The sequence below is a fragment of the Terrabacter sp. FW104-15G4B genome (genome assembly GCF_058790095.1).
Genome location: NZ_JBYTCI010000020.1, coordinates 40,807 through 57,185 on the forward strand (window position 1 = coordinate 40,807; position 16,379 = coordinate 57,185).

General features: G+C 72.5%; 19 protein-coding genes and 1 pseudogene. 10 read left to right on the forward strand and 10 right to left on the reverse strand.

Annotated elements, in window-relative coordinates; all coding sequences use genetic code 11:
• Positions 1–4 precede the first annotated feature (4 nt).
• Positions 5–283: a hypothetical protein gene (locus AC3WRT_RS15015; protein WP_492723237.1), complete on the forward strand. Its 279-nt coding sequence runs from the start codon at positions 5–7 to the stop codon at positions 281–283.
• Here AC3WRT_RS15015 and AC3WRT_RS15020 read toward each other — a convergent pair.
• Complete coding sequence (locus AC3WRT_RS15020; protein WP_492723238.1) at positions 266–448, reverse strand: hypothetical protein; 183 nt, start codon at positions 446–448, stop codon at positions 266–268. The genes AC3WRT_RS15015 and AC3WRT_RS15020 overlap by 18 nt on opposite strands.
• A gap of 212 nt (positions 449–660) precedes the next feature.
• Between AC3WRT_RS15020 and AC3WRT_RS15025 the strand changes: the two genes are divergently transcribed.
• Positions 661–2,445: an alkaline phosphatase D family protein gene (locus AC3WRT_RS15025; protein ID WP_492723240.1), complete on the forward strand. Its 1,785-nt coding sequence runs from the start codon at positions 661–663 to the stop codon at positions 2,443–2,445.
• An 87-nt stretch (positions 2,446–2,532) separates the two neighbouring features.
• Here AC3WRT_RS15025 and AC3WRT_RS15030 read toward each other — a convergent pair whose 3' ends face one another.
• Entirely contained in the window at positions 2,533–3,459 is a 927-nt protein-coding gene (locus tag AC3WRT_RS15030; protein ID WP_492723242.1) for an alpha/beta hydrolase, read from the reverse strand.
• Between the two features lie 148 nt (positions 3,460–3,607).
• Between AC3WRT_RS15030 and AC3WRT_RS15035 the strand changes: the two genes are divergently transcribed.
• Both AC3WRT_RS15035 and AC3WRT_RS15040 read left to right on the forward strand, forming a co-directional pair.
• A complete protein-coding gene (locus tag AC3WRT_RS15035; protein ID WP_492723244.1) occupies positions 3,608–4,765 on the forward strand; it encodes a baeRF2 domain-containing protein in 1,158 nt (385 codons plus the stop codon).
• Between the two features lie 119 nt (positions 4,766–4,884).
• Positions 4,885–5,226 (forward strand): hypothetical protein, encoded by a 342-nt coding sequence (locus tag AC3WRT_RS15040; protein ID WP_492723246.1) that lies wholly within the window; start codon positions 4,885–4,887, stop codon positions 5,224–5,226.
• A gap of 14 nt (positions 5,227–5,240) precedes the next feature.
• On the opposite strand, the gene AC3WRT_RS15045 is transcribed toward AC3WRT_RS15040, so the two are convergent.
• Positions 5,241–7,442, reverse strand: coding sequence for an ATP-dependent DNA ligase (locus AC3WRT_RS15045; RefSeq protein WP_492723247.1), 2,202 nt, complete (start codon positions 7,440–7,442; stop codon positions 5,241–5,243).
• A gap of 131 nt (positions 7,443–7,573) precedes the next feature.
• Here AC3WRT_RS15045 and AC3WRT_RS15050 point away from each other — a divergent pair, with 131 nt between their 5' ends.
• The gene (locus AC3WRT_RS15050; protein WP_492723249.1) at positions 7,574–7,978 is read left to right on the forward strand and encodes a PPOX class F420-dependent oxidoreductase; all 405 of its coding nucleotides are present in this window, start codon (positions 7,574–7,576) and stop codon (positions 7,976–7,978) included.
• 2 nt (positions 7,979–7,980) lie between these two features.
• Here AC3WRT_RS15050 and AC3WRT_RS15055 read toward each other — a convergent pair whose 3' ends face one another.
• Positions 7,981–8,787, reverse strand: a complete 807-nt coding sequence (locus AC3WRT_RS15055) for a UbiA family prenyltransferase (RefSeq protein WP_492723251.1) — start codon at positions 8,785–8,787, stop codon at positions 7,981–7,983.
• A gap of 94 nt (positions 8,788–8,881) precedes the next feature.
• On the opposite strand from AC3WRT_RS15055, the gene AC3WRT_RS15060 reads away from it, so the two are divergent.
• From AC3WRT_RS15060 to AC3WRT_RS15080, 5 genes are read left to right on the forward strand one after another with little or no spacing between them, the layout of a single operon-like run.
• Positions 8,882–9,952, forward strand: a complete 1,071-nt coding sequence (locus AC3WRT_RS15060; protein ID WP_492723253.1) for a type III polyketide synthase — start codon at positions 8,882–8,884, stop codon at positions 9,950–9,952.
• 12 nt (positions 9,953–9,964) lie between these two features.
• Complete coding sequence (locus AC3WRT_RS15065; RefSeq protein ID WP_492723254.1) at positions 9,965–10,516, forward strand: isoprenylcysteine carboxyl methyltransferase family protein; 552 nt, start codon at positions 9,965–9,967, stop codon at positions 10,514–10,516.
• Positions 10,513–11,583, forward strand: coding sequence for an NAD(P)/FAD-dependent oxidoreductase (locus AC3WRT_RS15070; RefSeq protein WP_492723256.1), 1,071 nt, complete (start codon positions 10,513–10,515; stop codon positions 11,581–11,583). The genes AC3WRT_RS15065 and AC3WRT_RS15070 overlap by 4 nt, the downstream gene beginning before the upstream one ends.
• A complete protein-coding gene (gene idi, locus AC3WRT_RS15075) occupies positions 11,580–12,212 on the forward strand; it encodes an isopentenyl-diphosphate Delta-isomerase (RefSeq protein WP_492723258.1) in 633 nt (210 codons plus the stop codon). Before AC3WRT_RS15070 ends, idi begins: the two co-directional genes overlap by 4 nt.
• A gap of 45 nt (positions 12,213–12,257) precedes the next feature.
• Positions 12,258–13,025 (forward strand): phosphodiesterase, encoded by a 768-nt coding sequence (locus AC3WRT_RS15080; protein ID WP_492723260.1) that lies wholly within the window; start codon positions 12,258–12,260, stop codon positions 13,023–13,025.
• Positions 13,026–13,109: 84 nt separating this feature from the next.
• Here the strand turns inward: AC3WRT_RS15080 and AC3WRT_RS15085 are convergent.
• The 6 genes and pseudogenes from AC3WRT_RS15085 to AC3WRT_RS15110 form a co-directional block, all read right to left on the reverse strand.
• Positions 13,110–13,175 (reverse strand): annotated as a pseudogene (locus AC3WRT_RS15085) (hypothetical protein); the annotation flags it as partial.
• Between the two features lie 34 nt (positions 13,176–13,209).
• Positions 13,210–13,650, reverse strand: a complete 441-nt coding sequence (locus AC3WRT_RS15090) for a hypothetical protein (RefSeq protein WP_492723263.1) — start codon at positions 13,648–13,650, stop codon at positions 13,210–13,212.
• A 156-nt stretch (positions 13,651–13,806) separates the two neighbouring features.
• A complete protein-coding gene (locus AC3WRT_RS15095) occupies positions 13,807–14,163 on the reverse strand; it encodes a YciI family protein (protein ID WP_492723266.1) in 357 nt (118 codons plus the stop codon).
• A 118-nt stretch (positions 14,164–14,281) separates the two neighbouring features.
• A complete protein-coding gene (locus tag AC3WRT_RS15100; RefSeq protein ID WP_492723268.1) occupies positions 14,282–15,028 on the reverse strand; it encodes a dienelactone hydrolase family protein in 747 nt (248 codons plus the stop codon).
• Between the two features lie 73 nt (positions 15,029–15,101).
• Positions 15,102–15,560, reverse strand: coding sequence for a hypothetical protein (locus AC3WRT_RS15105; RefSeq protein ID WP_492723270.1), 459 nt, complete (start codon positions 15,558–15,560; stop codon positions 15,102–15,104).
• A gap of 109 nt (positions 15,561–15,669) precedes the next feature.
• Positions 15,670–16,200: a DoxX family protein gene (locus AC3WRT_RS15110; RefSeq protein ID WP_492723272.1), complete on the reverse strand. Its 531-nt coding sequence runs from the start codon at positions 16,198–16,200 to the stop codon at positions 15,670–15,672.
• Positions 16,201–16,379 lie beyond the last annotated feature (179 nt).

Genomic DNA, 16,379 nt, shown 5'->3' on the forward strand with positions numbered 1-16,379 from the left:
ACGCATGACCTCATCGACAGTTGTGAGAACCCCCTTCCTGAAGACGACAGCGGTGTCGACGCCAGTCGACTCAGCTGGTCCCCGTCCGGCCAAGCGTCACCGGCATCGGACAGCCCTCGTCATCGGGACCCTGCTCGTCCTGCCCGGCCTGACCTTCGTGCTGGGCAACGCCACGGGCATGGCCATCGCGATGATCACCCGTCGTTCACGTGGGAAGCGGGCCGCGTCGAACCGGACCCTGTCGGTCGAGCCCGCCCCGGGCGGGTCACGCCCGACGACGTGACAGCGCCAGCCCGAGGCCCGCGACAGCAACGATCGGACCGACGACCGCCCACAGGGTGACCCCCGACATCGCGCTCCCGCCGACGACGCCCAGGCCCTGCAGGGTCCACAGCGCGCCGACGAGCACCAGGATGACGCCGAGGATGACGCGCAGCGGACGGCTCATGATCTGACGGTACGTCGCCGCGCGCCTTCCGTCATCCCTGCTGTCGCCCTGCTGTCGCCCCTGCTGTCGCCGGGTCTGGCGCCCCGCTCGTTACGTCAGTGACCCGCTGAGCGGGTCACTGACGCAGAGCCGCGCCCGTGCGTTCATGGGCGTTCAGGGGCGATTTCCGACTTGTCCCCTCAAGGTCACCCGTCGGGCATAGCCTCCGGGACATGACAACGCCGTCCCTCGACCGGCGCACCCTCCTGAAGGGTGTGGCCGCGGCCACCGCAGCGCTCGCCATCCCCCGCGTCTTCGACCCCGCAGCCGCTGCGGCGCCGGCGAGTCGCGGCATCTTCGGCTACGGGGTCGCCAGCGGCGACCCGACCGCCGACTCCGTCATCATCTGGACCCGTGCCACGCCGCCCGCCCGCCCGGGTGAGCCCGTCGCCACGCCGGGCAGCGGCCTGGGCCGCTCGATTCCGGTGCGCTGGCAGGTCGCCCGCGACCGGCGCTTCACGCGGCTCGCCGCGCACGGCACCGTGATGACCTCGGCCAACACCGACCACACGGTCAAGGTCGACGTCTCGGGGCTCGAGCCCTACACGCGCTACTACTACCGCTTCCAGTCGCTCGGCGAGTTCAGCGACATCGGCCGCACCCAGACCGCCGGCGACATCCCGGGCGAGACCCACGCGCTGCGGATCGAGCTCGTCAGCTGCAGCAACTACACCGGCGGCTTCTTCACGGCCTACCGCGCGATCGCCGAGCGCGACGACCTCGACTTCGTGCTGCACGTCGGCGACTACATCTACGAGTACGGCAACGGCGCCGACCGCTACGGCCCGGGCGCCCTCGTCGGCGTCCGCGACAGCGAGCCGTCCACCGAGACCATCGACCTGCTCGGCTACCGCCTGCGCCACGCGCTGCACAAGGCGGACCCCGACCTGCAGGCGGCCCACCAGAAGCTGCCGTGGATCACGATCTTCGACGACCACGAGGTCGCCAACAACTCCTGGGCACGCGGCGCCCAGAACCACCAGGCCGACGAGGGCGCCTACCTCGAGCGGCGGTCGCAGGCCATGCAGGCCTACCTCGAGTGGATGCCGTTCCGCATGCCGGACCAGTCGGTGCCACACCAGGGCACCCGCTTCTTCAAGCGCTTCACCTTCGGCGACCTCGGCGACCTGTCGATCCTCGAGACGAGGCAGAACCGCAGCGCCCAGGTGACCGCGCCCGGGGTGCCCTTCGACGGCTTCGTGCCGATCGGGCTCTCGCCCGCCATCGACGCCGCCCTCGCCTCACCGGCCCGTCACCTGCCCGAGCCCGAGCAGCTGGCCTGGCTCAAGGACGGCCTCGCCGAGCACGGCCGACAGTGGCACCTGCTCGGCAACCAGGTCATGGTCGCGCCCGTGCTCTACCCCGGCGCAGCCCTCGGTGCGCCGGGCTACACCTTCGTCAACGCCGACCAGTGGGACGGCTATGCGGCCGACCGCGCGAGCCTGCTCACGCACCTCGCCGCGCAGCCGGAGTCGGCGGGCGATGCCGTGGTGCTCACCGGCGACATCCACGCGTCCTTCTCGTGCGACCTGCCCGTGACCTCCTCACCCGGCCAGACGGCCTACGCCTCCGCCGGGGTGGAGTTCGTCTGCCCGTCGGTCACGAGCGACGGCTTCTTCGAGGTGCTGGGCAAGTCGCCGCAGCTCGCGGGCCAGCCGCCCGAGGTCGTGGTCGGCGCGACCCGGCAGGCGATCGGCGCCGCGCAGCAGGTCAACCCGTGGCTGCGCTACATCGACGGGGTCAGCCACGGCTTCATCGTCATCGACGTGACGCCCGAGCGGGTGCAGGCCGACTACCACCACACACCCGTGCCGACGAGCGCCCGACCCGACCCGCGCGTCGTCCCGACAGTCCTGCCGAGCTATGCGCGCAGCCTGCAGACGGTGGCCGGCACCCGGCGGCTGTCCGCGGCCACCGGTCCGGTCGGACCCCGCTCGGACCAGCCCCGCGGTGACTGACCCATGGAACCGAGGTGCCCACTCGACGTTCGTGGTCGAGTGGGCACTCTCGTGCGGGCTGGGTGACGAGGCCGGAGCTGCGCGCGCTCAGGCCTTGGCGGGCAGGTGCAAGTCGAGCCAGTCGAGGATCTCGACCTCCACCTCGTCGCGGTTCGTCTCGTTGAGGATCTCGTGGCGTGCGTCGGGCCACAGCGTCACCGTGACCTCCTGCACGCCGGCCCCGCGCAGCTGGTCGGCGACCTGGCGCACGCCCTTGCCGCCGGCATTGACGGGGTCCTTGTCGCCGGAGGCCAGGTGCACCGGCAGGTCCTTGGGCACCTGCGCTGCCAGCCGGTCCGTGTTGACCTCCGCGAGCCCCTTGAGCAGGTCGGTGAAGGCGCCGGCGCTGAAGACGAAGCCGCAGTCGGGGTCGTCGACGTACTTGTCGACCTCGTCAGGGTCTCTCGAGAGCCAGTCGAAGTCGGTCCGCGTCGGCTTGAAGGCGGAGTTGTACTGCCCGAAGGTCAGGGTGTTCATCAGCCCGCTGACGTGGGTGTGCCCGCGCAGGCGCGCCTGCGTCGAGGCGAGGAAGAGGCCGACCCTGCCGAGCGCTCCGGCGCCGCCGGCAGTCCCGGTGAGCACGAGGCCGGCGAGCTCGGAGCCGTACTGGGCGGCATACCCCCGGGCGAGGAACGAGCCCATGCTGTGGCCGAGGAGGAAGACGGGCACTCCGGCCTGCTCCTCCCGAGCCCGCTCGGTCACGGTGTGCAGGTCGTCGATGACGCTCTGCCAGCCGTCCTTCTCGGCGAAGCTCGCTCGCGGCCCGGACGTCTTGCCGTGCCCACGGTGGTCCGAGGCGTACACGGCATACCCGTGGTCCGTGAGGCGCTGCGCGAACCGCGCGTAGCGGCTGGAGTGCTCGGCCATGCCGTGCGCGACCTGGAGGACCGCCTTCGGCGGGCCGTCCGGGAGCCAGCGGTTGACGAAGAGGTCGGTGCCGTCGGAGGTGCTCAGCGTGAAGCTGCTGCTCTGCATGGCCGAACTGTATGCCGCGTGCTTCGGCGGCGCTGGGATCCGGGGAGGCGTCGCGCGCTCGGGCCCGTTCGGAGGCATCCGCCGGGCATCCGGTGCGATCGAAACCCAGTGGGTAGGGGCTCGGTGAACCCGACTCCAGGAGGCGTCCATGAACCTCGCCCTCTTCCACCCGCTTGCGGAGGCCACCGGCCCGTTCGCGACCGTCACCATCGACCTGACCCGCATCGACCCCGCCAACACCGACCACGTCGAGCTGAGATGGCGTGAGCTCGAGCGGCGCCTGCGCGGCCAGGGGACGCCCGACCAGGTCATCGACACCTTGGCGGAGGCGGCGCTCGAGGACTCGGGCGGGAGCGGCGAGCACGGCCGGCTCCTGGTCGCCACCAGCGAAGGGCTGCTCATCCGCCACGAGCTGCCCCGACGCCCCGACGAGGAGGCGAGGTGGGGGATCATCCCTTCGCTCCTGCCGGCCGTGCGGGCGCTGGCCAGCGCCGTCCCGTACGTCGTCGTGCGCATCGACCGCACCGGCGCCGATGTCGAGGTGCACGGCGGCTTCGACGGCCAGGACGAGGAGACCTTCGAGGTGCAGGGCGACCACGACGACCTGCGCAGGGTGAAGACCGGTGCCACCGCTCAGCGCCGCTTCGAGAACCGCGCGCATGACTCCTGGGAGCAGAACGCCGCAACGGTCGCGGAGCAGCTGGACCGGATCGTGCGCACGCATAGGCCCAAGGTCGTGCTCCTCTTCGGTGACCAGCGCGCCATGAGCTACGTCGAGCAGCACGCAAGCCCGGAGCTGCAGTCGGTGCTCGCCAGCTCCACGGCGGGCGGCCGGGCCGAGGGCGCCTCGGAGGAGGCGGTGCAGGAGGTGACGCAGGCCGCCGTCGCCGCCAGCCGTGCCGAGGCCGAGGCCGCGATCGTGGCTCGCTTCGAGGAGGAGACCGGGCGGGCCGAGGCTGCGAGCGAGGGCCTCGTGCCCGTCGTCGACGTGCTCCAACGAGCCCAGGTCGACGAGCTGATCCTCGTGGAGGGCCGCGAGCACGACCAGGAGCTCTGGGTCGGTGACCAGGCCCTGCAGCTGGGCACCACCCGCGAGGACGCCGAGGCCCTTGGCGCCGCCGAGCCCGTGGCGGTTCCGGCGGACGACGCGCTCCTGTGGGCCGCCGTGTGCTCGCGGGCGGGCGTCACCCTGCTCGACGCCGGACAGGCCAACCCGGCGGACGGTGTCGGAGCGCTGCTGCGGTGGTCCGACGAGTCGACGCCGCGGTCCCGCTTCCCGAGCATGCCGGGTCACGGCGGCACCTGACGGCTCACCGCCTTGCTCGGGTGACCACTCTCATACCGTTGAACGGCTGCACGTTCAGGGGGGCTCGCTAGAGTCGAGGTGGACGTCGGACCGGCGCCCATGCGGCAAAGGAGCTCACGATGAGCACGACCAGCCTCTTCATGGATCGGGTCAGCCTCGAGGACGGGTACCACGAGGACGACCTCCCCTTCATCGAGCACACGCTGACCCGGCTGTTCCACCAGCTGGAGCGCTTCGACCCCTCGATGGTGCACATCGGGCTTCGAGTCAAGGACCGCGGACAGCCCGGGATGCACACCTCGGTCGAGGTCTGCGTCAGCGGCCTGCCGACCCTCGTGGGGGTGTCACACCTCACCGACACGAAGGCCGCGCTGGCCGAGGCCGAGGCCAAGGTGGTCTCGCAGCTGCGCCAGACCGCGGACCGTCACCATCACCGTCGCCTGCGCGCCGCGCGCCACTGAGAACGGCGCGCTCTTCAGTCGCGACCGGCTGAGAGGACGTCGGCGAGGTCGTAGCGGACCGCCTCGTCCAGCTGCTCGAAGGTGCACGACTCGGGGGTGCGGTCGTCGCGCCACCGGACGTACTGCGCGGTGTGCCGGAAGCGCGTGCCCTCCATGTGGTCGTAGCGCACCTCGACGACCCGCTCGGGACGCAACGGCACGAAGGAGAGATCCTTCTGGTTGTTCCAGCGGGAGTACTCCGACGAGCGCGGAGTGCGTACCCCGCCGCTGTCCTCGGAGGGCGCCGCCCAGTTCCAGGGGTGCTCGTCCCAGTCGGCGACGAGCGGCTGGAGCTCCTCGAAGAGCTCGCGACGACGGGCCATCGGGAAGGCGCCGATGACGCCGACCGAGGCGAGCTGGCCGTCGTCGCCGTAGAGGCCGAGCAGCAGCGAGCCGATGGCGTCCGGGCCGCTCTTGTGGACGCGGTAGCCGGCGACGACGCAGTCGGCGGTGCGCTCGTGCTTGATCTTGAACATCAGCCGCTTGTCCGGCTCGTAGGCGATGTCGACGGGCTTGGCGATGACGCCGTCGAGCCCGGCGCCCTCGAACTGCGTGAACCAGCCCGTGGCGACGCCGCGGTCGGCGGTGGCCGCCGTCAGGTGGATCGGCGCCTCGGCCCCGCCCAGGGCCTCCTCGAGAGCCGCGCGCCGCTCGGCGAACGGCGTATCCATGAACGACTCCTCGCCAAGGGCGAGCAGGTCGAAGGCGACGAACGACGCCGGCGTCTCGGCCGCGAGCTTCTTGACGCGTGAGGCGGCCGGGTGGATGCGCTGCTGCAGCAGGTCGAAGTCGAGCCGGTCTCCGGTCTCGGGTGAGATGAGGACGATCTCGCCGTCGACGACGCACTTCTCCGGGAAGTTCGCGAGCACCGCCTCGACGACCTCGGGGAAGTAGCGGGTCATCGGCTTCTCGTTGCGCGAGCCGATCTCGACGAGGTCGCCCGACCGATAGATGATCGACCGGAAGCCGTCCCACTTCGGCTCGTAGAGCACGTCGACCTTGACGGCCGAGAAGTCCTTGACCGGCTTGGCGAGCATCGGCGCCACGGGGGGGACGACCGGCATGCCCCAGCTGGTCCGGAGCTCGGCGTCGCGGTCCGCCTTGGGCGCCATGTAGTCACCGTCCGACTTGTCCTGGCGCCGCTTGCTCGGCTGGACCCGCGGTGGCTCGCCGGGCATCTTCGGGTAGTCGGGCGGGAAGTTGAGCTCGCCCAGCCCGCGCTCGTGAACGTCCTTGTCCCACATGCCGATTGCGGCGGCGACGTCACCGACGGCGTCATCGATGCCGGCCCAGGCGTCGCCGCGCTCGGCGACGAGGTCCGGCACCGTGCGCACCGTCAGCTGCTTCGGGTCGACCGAGCCGAGCTCGTCCCACGTCACCGGGGTTGACACGGGTGCGCCGGCGAGCGGCCGCGGGGAATAGGCCGAGGCGATGGTGCGGTCGCGGCACGCCTGGTTGAAGTCGACGAAGACCCTCTCGCCGCGCTCCTCCTTCCACCACGACGTCGTCACGAGGTCGGGTAGGCGCCGCTCGAGCTCACGGGCGATGCCGATGACGCCGTGCCGGACGTCGAGGAACTCGTGCGTCGGCGCGACCCGCGCGTAGACGTGCACGCCGCGGTTGCCCGACGTCTTGGCCCAGGCGGTGAGCCCGATCTCAGCCATCACCTCGCGCAGCGCAACGGCGGCCTCGACGGCGTCGGTGAAGCCGCGACCGGGCTGAGGGTCGAGGTCGATGCGCAGCTCGTCCGGCTTGTCGACGTCGGCCGTCCGGACCGGCCACGGGTGGAAGGTGATGGTGTTCATCTGCGCGGCCCACACGGCATCGGCGATCTCGTCGATGACCAGCTGCGGGTGCTTGCGCCCGGACGGATAGGTGCACATGACGGTCCGTGTCCCATCGGGTGCGCCCTGGGGAGGGTTCTTCGAGAAGAACTCCTCGCCCTCGATGCCCTCGGGGAAGCGCTGGAGGGTGACCGGCCGGTCACCGAGCGCGCGCAGCATCGGGTCGGCGACCGCGACGAGGTAGTGCGCCAGGTCCAGCTTCGTGACGGGCTTGCCGTCCGCCATGCCCTCGGCGGGCCACAGCACCCGGTCGGGGCTCGAGATGCGCACCTCCCGCACCCCCGACGGGCTGGACGGACTGGGCGCTGCGACGACGGCGGGCTTGGCGCTCACCCGCCGATGGTAGCCACGCCCGGCGACAGGGACACCGAACGCGCGGCGCGCGAGTCGTCCGGTGACCCAAGGCACAGCGCCCGCGTGGACAGTCCGGGATCAACCGCCCACCTAGCGGGTACGTGTGCTCCATGACCCAGGCGCCAACCCTTCACAACCTCGGCGGCGAGCGCTTCGTGCTGCTCACGACCTATCGCCGCTCCGGCGAGCCGGTCTCGACGCCGGTGTGGGTGCTCCCCGACGCGGCCGCCGCCGCGATCGTCAGCACGCCCGAGGGCTCTGGCAAGCTCAAGCGGCTGGCCCACGACCCGCGCGTGACCCTTCAGCCGTGCGACCGCCGCGGCAAGGTGCGGCCCGGCGCCCCCCTGGTCGAGGGCCGCGCCGAGATCATCCGTGACTCGATCGCGTCCGAGGCCGTCAACCGGCGGCTCGAGCGCAAGTACGGGCTCGAGTTCCGCCTCTTCATGGCCATCGAGTGGGTCCTGCGCCGCGGCAACAGCGACCGCGCAGTCCTGCACATCATCCCGACCGACTGAGGTCAGCTGCGCGCCACGAGGCTCACGACGTTCGCGAGCGCGATGAGCACGGCCGCGACGAACGGCAGCCGCCCCCGCGCCACCACGGCGACGACGGCCAGCACCACGCAGGCCGCGAGCAGCACCAGCCCGGTGGCGTCCAGGCCGGGGCCGTATGCCGCCACGACCGACCCCGCCAGCAGCACCGCAGGTGCCAGCCACCGCACCACGGGCGCGCCGAGACGGTGCGGCAGCCCGCGCACCCCGGTGGCCTCGTCGTCGGCGAGGTCCGGCAGGGCGTTGAGCAGATGAGCGCCCACCCCGAGCAGCGCCCCGGTGAGCAGCACCCACGGCGGCGGCCAGACGGGGGAGGGCAGCGCGAGAGTGACGACGGCGGGCAGCGCGCCGAAGGCGACGGCATACGGCAGCGGTGAGAGCACGGTGCGCTTGAACCACAGGTTGTAGGACCACCCGGCCGCCACGCCGAGCAGCAGGTGCACCACCGCGGAGGCCCACCCACACGCGAGGGACAGCACGACGCATACGGCCAGGGCGGCCGCGCAGGCAGCACGGGTGACGGACTCGGAGACCTCACCCGAGGCCACCGGCTTGTCGGTGCGGCCCACGGCCCGGTCGCGGCGCACGTCCAGCAGGTCGTTGGACCACCCGATGGACAGCTGACCGGTGAAGACGGCCGCCGTCACCAGCGCTCCCCGAGACAGGGTCTGCCCAGCCGAGACCGCGAGCAGCGCCGTGAAGGCGGTGACCGCGACGGTCGGTCCCGGATGGCAGGCGCGAGCCAGCCCGCGCACCGTCCGCCCAACCGCCACGGGGTGAGCCTAGGGGCCGCGGGTACGCAGCCCCCATGACAAGCGCTGTCCAACGTCGAGCCCGGATCGCGCCCGCCCCGCCTAGGCTGGCCCGGTGAGCCACCTTGCGGCCGTCCGCGGCGTCCTGCCCGAGCACACGTACGCTCAGGCCGAGGTGACCGCGGCCTTCGCCGAGGTGCTGGGTTCGACCGGCTCCGACCGCGCCCTGCTGCACCGCTTCCACGAGAACGCCGGGGTCAGCCAGCGACACCTCGCCCTGCCGCTCGAGCGCTACTGGCAGCTCAAGGACTTCGGCGAGGCCAACGACGAGTTCATCCGCGTCGCCACCGAGCTGGGCTCGCTCGCCGTCACCAAGGCGCTCGCCGCCTCGGGCCTGACTCCCGGCGACGTCGACCTCATCATGTCCACGACGATCACCGGGCTCGCGGTGCCGTCCGTCGAGGCCCGCGTGGCCGCCGAGATCGGCCTGCGCGACGACGTCAAGCGCATCCCTCTCGTCGGGCTCGGCTGCGTGGCCGGCGCCGCCGGCATCGCCCGCGTCCACGACTACCTCCTCGGCCACCCCGACGACGTCGCGGTGCTGCTCTCCGTCGAGCTGTGCAGCCTCACCGTCCAGCGCGACGACCGGTCGGTGGCCAACCTCGTCGCGAGCGGCCTCTTCGGCGACGGAGCCGCCGCCGTGGTCATGGTCGGGGCGAACCGCGCTGCCGAGCTCGCACCCGCCCAGCCACGGGTCGTCGCCACCCGCAGCCGGCTCTACGCCGGCACCGAGCGGGCCATGGGCTGGGACGTCGGCGCCACCGGGCTGCGCATCGTGCTGGGGGCCGAGGTGCCCGACCTGGTGAGGGAGAACGTCCGCGACGACGTCGACCGCTTCCTCGCCGACCAGGGACTGAGTCGCGCCGACATCGGCTGGTGGGTCGCCCACCCGGGCGGCCCGAAGGTGCTCGAGGCCATGCAGGAGGCCCTCGAGGTGGAGCGCGAGGCCCTCGGCGTGACGTGGCGCTCGCTCGACCGGATCGGCAACCTCAGCTCCGCCTCCGTGCTCCACGTCCTCGCCGACACCCTCAGCGACCACACCCCCGAGCCAGGCTCGTGGGGCGTCCTGATGGCCATGGGTCCGGGCTTCTGCCTCGAGCTCGTGCTCCTTCGCGCGGCGGACTGACGAGGAGCCGGCGTGACCTCGGAGTGGCTCTTCACCGCCCTCGTCCTGCTCGTCGGTCTCGAGCGCCTCGCCGAGCTGGTCGTCTCGAACCGTCACGCCGCGTGGGCGTTCGCTCGTGGTGGCGTCGAGCGCGGACAGGGCCACTACCCCGTCATGGTGGTCCTCCACACCGGGCTTCTCGTCGGGGCGCTCGCCGAGGTCTGGGTCGGCGCCCGGCCCTTCGTGCCGGCACTGGGCTGGGTGATGCTCGCCCTCGTCGCCCTGAGCCAGGCGCTGCGCTGGTGGTGCATCGCCACGCTCGGCAACCAGTGGAACACCCGCGTCATCGTCGTGCCCGGACTCTCGCTCGTGCGCCGAGGCCCCTACCGCCTCGTACCGCACCCCAACTACGTCGCCGTCGTCCTCGAGGGGATCGCCCTGCCGCTCGTGCACACCGCCTGGGTGACGGCTCTCGTGTTCACCGTCGCCAACGCCGCCCTGCTCGTCGTCCGCCTCCGGTGCGAGAACGCCGCCCTGCGCGAGCTCGCGGCCCCGGCACCGTCCTCCAGCGAGGTGAGGGCGTGACCGCCGGCGTCATCGTCGTCGGCGGGGGTCCCGTCGGGCTGGCCACCGCGTTGTATGCCGCCCGCTGCGGTCTCGAGCCCGTCGTCCTCGAGCCCCGGGTCGGCACCATCGACAAGGCCTGCGGCGAGGGGCTCATGCCCGGTGGTCTCTCGGCCCTCACCGAGCTCGGAGTCGACCCGGCCGGGCACGACCTCCGGGGTATCCGCTACGTCGCCCAGGGCCGCGTCGCCGAGGCCGACTTCACCGCCGGCCCCGGCCGTGGCGTGCGGCGCACCACGCTGCACGACGCCCTCACGTCGGCCGTGCGGGACGCCGGTATCGAGGTGCTCGCGGTCGGTGCGACCGACGTCACCCAGGACGACGACGGGGTCACGGTGCGCACCGACGACGCCGGACGGGTCGGGCCGACGCTCACCGCGCCGTGGGCCATCGCCGCCGACGGGCTGCACTCGCCGACCCGCCGCTCACTCGGGCTCGACCGCGACCACCTCGGCGAGACGCGCCCACCGCGCCGCTACGGGCTGCGCCAGCACTACGGCATACGTCCCTGGAGCGACCACGTCGAGGTGCACTGGGGCGCCCACGGCGAGGCGTACGTGACCCCCGTGGGCGACGACCTCGTCGGCATCGCTGTCCTCAGCCGCCGACGGGGCTCACTGCCGGACGCCCTCGCCGAGTTCAGGCATCTGCGGGAGCGGGTCGACGCCGCGCCCGTCGTCTCGTCGGTCCGCGGGGCAGGACCGCTCCGGCAGCGCACGACCCGACGCGTCGCCGGCCGCGTCCTGCTCGCCGGTGACGCCAGCGGCTACGTCGACGCCCTGACCGGCGAGGGAATCTCGCTCGGTCTCGCCCACGCACGGGCCGCGGTCGCGGCCATCGCCGCTGGCGACCCGCAGTCCTACGAGAGGAGCTGGCGCGTGGCCACCCGCCGCTACGCCGTGCTCACCCACACCCTGGTCCAGGTGACCCGTCCCGCCTGGAGCCGGCGGCTGCTCGTGCCGGCCGCGGCCACGCTGCCGCCGGTCTTCCGCGTCGCCGTCAACGAGCTCGCGAGGCCCGGACGATGACCGCGACCACCGGCGAGGAGCTCGTCGTCCTCGTCTCGCCCGACGGCCGGGCCATCGGCACCGAGCCCAAGGCGACGGTGCACCACGCCGACACCCCGCTGCACCTGGCGTTCTCCGTCTACCTCTACGACGACGCGGGCTCCGTGCTCGTGACGCGCCGGGCGATCAGCAAGGCGACGTTCCCCGGCGTGTGGACCAACTCCGCCTGCGGGCACCCCGCGCCCGGGGAGGCGGTCGAGGACGCCGTGCTCCGCCGCGGCCGTGACGAGCTCGGCATCGACGTCCGCGACCTGCGCCTCGTGCTGCCGCGCTTCTCCTACCGCGCCGAGATGGACGGCGTCGTCGAGTGGGAGCTGTGCCCCGTCCTCGTCGGCCGCTGCGAGGGCCAGGCTCCCGAGCCGAACCCGGACCCCGCGGAGGTGGAGGAGGCGGAATGGGTGCCGTGGAGCACGTTCGCCTCCGACGTCCTCACCGGGCGACGGCAGGTGTCGTCCTGGTGCCGTGAGCAGGTCGCCCACCTGGTCGAGCTCGGACCCGAGCCGGCGAGCTGGCCGGCGGCCGACCCCGCCGACCTGCCAGCCGCCATGAGCACCCGCCTCCGGTCGCCCGGGGAGCGTCGCGCCGACTGACCCACGGGAGGACGGACGGCCTGTTGCGCTGGGTAGGTGAGAGGAGTGATTCGTCCGCCCACCAACCTCCCCGACCTTGCCCGTCTGCCGACGCAACCGCCTCGGGTCGTGGGCGCGGTGCTGGCGGCCGGGCTGGGCCTCGTCGCACTGGCCACCGGACGTAAACCGCTCCACGCCGTCGGCCGCACATGGGAGTCCGAGCTGCGCGTGGACTCGCCGATGCCGGAGCTCGGCATCCCGCTCCTCGAGGACCGCGGCGTCCACTCCTGCACCGTGCGGGTGTCACGTGCCGTGGGGACACCCGAGGGGTTCTGGGACGTCGGCGGTCTCGCGCTGCGGATCCCGGAGGCCGGCGTGCTGGGACGGCCGGCCGACCTGCTCTTCGCCACCACCGGCACCGGCTCACTCAGCCGGCACGTGCTGCGGCCCGTGCGACACGCGACCGCTGCCCCGCTGACGACCCTGCTGCCCACGCGAGCCGGAGGGCGCTCCGTGGAGCTGCTCGTGCGGCCATGCGTACGGGACGGTGCGCGGGACGACGAGGAGGCGCACGAGTACGAGCTCGCGATCTGCGTCGGGCGCGGACCTTGGCACGTGCTCGGCCTCGTGCGGCTGCTGCACGAGGTGCCTGACGCCCGCACCCGCTTCGACCCGATCGTCGACGAGCTCGAGGGCACCAGCGCGCCGGCGTGGGTCGTCGTGATGCGCGAGCCCGCCTACCGCTGGGCACGCCGCCTCAGCCGCGTCCGCCGCCGCCAGCCGAGCGGCGAGCCGTCCGCGCCGCTCAGAGCCGGTCGGGGGCCGCGGCGCTGATCTCGGCCAGGACGGTCCGCACTCCTCGTGCATGGCCACGTCGCCGAGCGACACGATGCCCACGGGCACGCCGCCGTCGAGGACGGGGATGCGCCGCACCGCCCGCTCGCGCATCAGCGTGACGACGTCGCCGATGTCGATGTCACGCATCGCCTACCGGCGGACGGGGCGAACCGGTACCGCCTCAGAGGAGGTCGTCGGCCAGCTTCTCCAGCTCGGCCCGGTCGCAGCCTGCGCTGCGGGCCTCTCGAAGCGCCTCATGGGCCGCGACGACCGGGTCGGGCTTGAGCGCCGCGATCACCGCGGCCACCGCGCGCGCCTCGATGCACTCGTCGTGCAGACGCAGCTCGTCGAGGTTGCAGGTGCTCGGGTGCGAGCCCAGGCGCGCCTCGCAGTCCGAGTCGAGCCGTCGCTCGAGGTCCCAGAGCCCCACGAGCTCCTCGACCTCGGGGTAGCGCTCGAAGCCGTTGCGGGCCACCTCGAACGCCGTGCCGTCGTGCACCCCGGCCACGGCGCACGCCAGGCGCGCGACACGGAAGGCGAAGCGTCGTGCCTGGCCCCGCTCGGCCCGTGCGATCCGCCCGGTGAGGCCGGGCGTCACCGCCTCGACCTGGTCCAGCTCCACGGGTACTCCTCGGCAGTTCGGTGCGGGCGTGCAGTAGCACAGCCCTGAAGGTCATACCCGGTCTCGCCCACGTCCACCCGGTCCGGCAGGCCACGGAGCTGCCGGCGCGGGGCCGATGCCACGAACCTCGCATGGGCCCCGCGCAGCCGCTGGGTGTCACTCATCCTGCAGCGCCCGGACCTCGACCGGCCCGTGGCAGGCGGCCGAACCCTCGTGGGCCAGGGCCAGGGCCGCATCGAGATCGGGTGCCTCGATGAGCCAGAAGCCACCGAGCCACTCGCGCGCCTCGCTGAACGGGCCGTCGGTGACGGCGCCGTCGGTGACCGATCCGGCCGACGCGTCGACCACCTTGGCCTGGCTCACGTCGGTCAGACCGCCGGCGTGGACCCAGGCGCCCGTCTCCTGCAGCTTGCGGTTGAAGGCGTCGACGGAGGCGTACATCTGCTGCATCTCGTCGTCGGAGGGCATCGCGGCGCCGGCGCGGTGGTGGACGGAGAGAAGGAACTGCGTCATGGGAGTGCTCCTCGTGTGTGTTGCTGGTGCGGTGTGTCCGGCTCGGTCGCCGGCTCACCTCAACGTCGATCAAGGCGGCGCCATCTCGACACGGCCGGCCACGCCGGTCCTGCCGAGGTCAGGAGACCGGCAGGTGCTCGCGGAGGAACTCGGTGGTCGTGGCCCAGGCGAGCGTGGAGGAGGTGGGGTCGTGCCACGGCATGTCGTCGTTGTCGAACGCGTGGTCGGCGCCGGCATACGTCTCGATGACGGTCGCGGGCTGCCGGCTCAGGGAGGCCTCGATGCGGCGCACCGTCTCGGTGTCGAGGAACGAGTCGGCGAGCCCGAAGTGGTGCAGGCTCGGCGCCGTCACCGTGAGGGAGTCGTGCAGGTTGGGCAGCGCAGACCCGTAGTAGCTCACGAGCGCCTCGAGCGGCGCCGGCCCCGCGGACCCGTCGGTGCCTTCGGTCCCGTCGGAGCCCTCGGACTCGAGCTGCGCGGCCACGTTGTAGCCGAGCCCGCCGCCGAAGCAGAAGCCGACCGCCCCGACACCCGCCGTGACCTCGTCGCGGTCGCGAAGCCACTCGACCGCCGCGACGGCGTCGGCGACGGCGGCCTGCCAGTCGAGGCGCTGCACGAGGTCCATGCCGTGCTGCAGGGCGTCCTCGCCCTCGACAGGAGAGGTGACGCCGAGACGCCAGAAGATCTCGGGAGCCAGCACGACGTAGCCGCCCTCGGCGAGCTGGGCGGCCCGGCGCTGGACGTAGTCGCTGACCCCGAAGATCTCCTGCAGCACGACGATGCCGGGGCCGTGCCCGGTCGGCGGGTGCCAGAGGTGCGCCGGCATCTCGCCGGCGTCGGTCGTGATGGTGACGTGTTCGGTCATGTCGCCAGTATGGCCAGATCGGCTGGGCGGCCCGTGGGCGACCCGGCCGGGACGGAGGTGGGTCAGCGGCCGGTCAGCGTCGCGGACGCAGCTCGAGCAGCCGCGCGTCGTACATGCGTACGCGCTCGGCGAGGGTGTCGTGCGCGCGCTCGTGGCGGCGCAGCACGACGACCAGGGCGACGACGACGAGGACCATCGCGACGCCCAGGCAAGCGAGGACGATGCGCCCGGACTGCGTGTCGGTGCGGCCGGTGCCGAGCACCACGAGCGCGGCGACGAAGAGCGCGGTGAGGGCAGCGCCGATGGCGCCGATCCGGCGCGAGGCCGACCGGTCGGTGGCCTCGAGGGCCGCCCGGGCGATGGCTCGCTCCTCGCGCGCCACGCTGCGGCACAGGTAGGTGGCGGCGGGGAAGCGGTGGACGGTGCCGTCGATGCCCGTGACGCGGCCGCGGTAGTCCGTCGGGGCGTCGACGAGGTGGGGACGTTGGGCGGCGGTGGACGCGGGCCTCGTCGTGGTGGTCAGCGCGGTCATCAGCCGACTCCTTCTCTCATTCGTGCGGGCGTGGCGGGGCTGGGTGCGACCGCTGGGCGCCCCTCATCTCTCAGGGTGCACCCAGCGGTCGCGAGGTGACGCGGTTTCGTCAGTCGTCCGAGCCGGGTTCCAGCCGGGCACCGAGGGCGTATGCCGCGACGACGAGCGCCGATGCGGCGAGCACGATGTCCTTCAGGACGTACTGACCCATCAGGGACGGGCCGTGCGGGAAGAGCTCGGCCGTGAAGAGCGCCAGCGGCGACATGATCCCGATGAGGGCGCCGCCGAGCACGACGAGCCCGACGCGCAGGAACTTCCCGGTGACGAGCGTGAGCCCGATGACGGTCTCGGTGACCGCTGTGAGCAGAACCGCCGCGTGTCCCGAGACGAGGCCGAAGGTCAGCCGGTCGATGGTCGCCGAGGCGATCGCCTCGGCGGGGCTGAGGCCGGGGACGAACTTGATGACCCCGAAACCGAGGAAGACGAGCCCGAGGCTGACCCGCAGCACCTGGAGGCTGTAGGCCACCAGGATCGCCTGGAGGCGGCCGACGGCGGTGGTCACCAGGCCGATGGAGGATCCTCGAAGCGAGTTGAGGCGGCGGGCGGACTGGGCGGAACCGTTGATGACGAGCTGAGACATGCTGGTTTCTCCTTGAGGTCGAACTGTCGAGACCTCAGAAGGGGAAACCCCTCGGCAGATACGGCCCCACCCTTGTTTGAGTCGAACTACCTAGACCGAAACGGGGCCTTCGGGGCGGAAGCGGGCGCGTCACAGGCATCGGTGAATTCATTTGACACGGGGGCGGACCCACGTGTGAA

Coding starts and splice junctions, on each gene's coding strand:
- AC3WRT_RS15015 (WP_492723237.1), top strand. CDS start 5: ATGACCTCATCGACAGTTGTGAGAACCCCCTTCCTGAAGACGACAGCG.
- AC3WRT_RS15020 (WP_492723238.1), bottom strand. CDS start 448: ATGAGCCGTCCGCTGCGCGTCATCCTCGGCGTCATCCTGGTGCTCGTC.
- AC3WRT_RS15025 (WP_492723240.1), top strand. CDS start 661: ATGACAACGCCGTCCCTCGACCGGCGCACCCTCCTGAAGGGTGTGGCC.
- AC3WRT_RS15030 (WP_492723242.1), bottom strand. CDS start 3,459: ATGCAGAGCAGCAGCTTCACGCTGAGCACCTCCGACGGCACCGACCTC.
- AC3WRT_RS15035 (WP_492723244.1), top strand. CDS start 3,608: ATGAACCTCGCCCTCTTCCACCCGCTTGCGGAGGCCACCGGCCCGTTC.
- AC3WRT_RS15040 (WP_492723246.1), top strand. CDS start 4,885: ATGAGCACGACCAGCCTCTTCATGGATCGGGTCAGCCTCGAGGACGGG.
- AC3WRT_RS15050 (WP_492723249.1), top strand. CDS start 7,574: ATGACCCAGGCGCCAACCCTTCACAACCTCGGCGGCGAGCGCTTCGTG.
- idi (WP_492723258.1), top strand. CDS start 11,580: ATGACCGCGACCACCGGCGAGGAGCTCGTCGTCCTCGTCTCGCCCGAC.
- AC3WRT_RS15095 (WP_492723266.1), bottom strand. CDS start 14,163: ATGACGCAGTTCCTTCTCTCCGTCCACCACCGCGCCGGCGCCGCGATG.
- AC3WRT_RS15100 (WP_492723268.1), bottom strand. CDS start 15,028: ATGACCGAACACGTCACCATCACGACCGACGCCGGCGAGATGCCGGCG.
- AC3WRT_RS15105 (WP_492723270.1), bottom strand. CDS start 15,560: ATGACCGCGCTGACCACCACGACGAGGCCCGCGTCCACCGCCGCCCAA.
- AC3WRT_RS15110 (WP_492723272.1), bottom strand. CDS start 16,200: ATGTCTCAGCTCGTCATCAACGGTTCCGCCCAGTCCGCCCGCCGCCTC.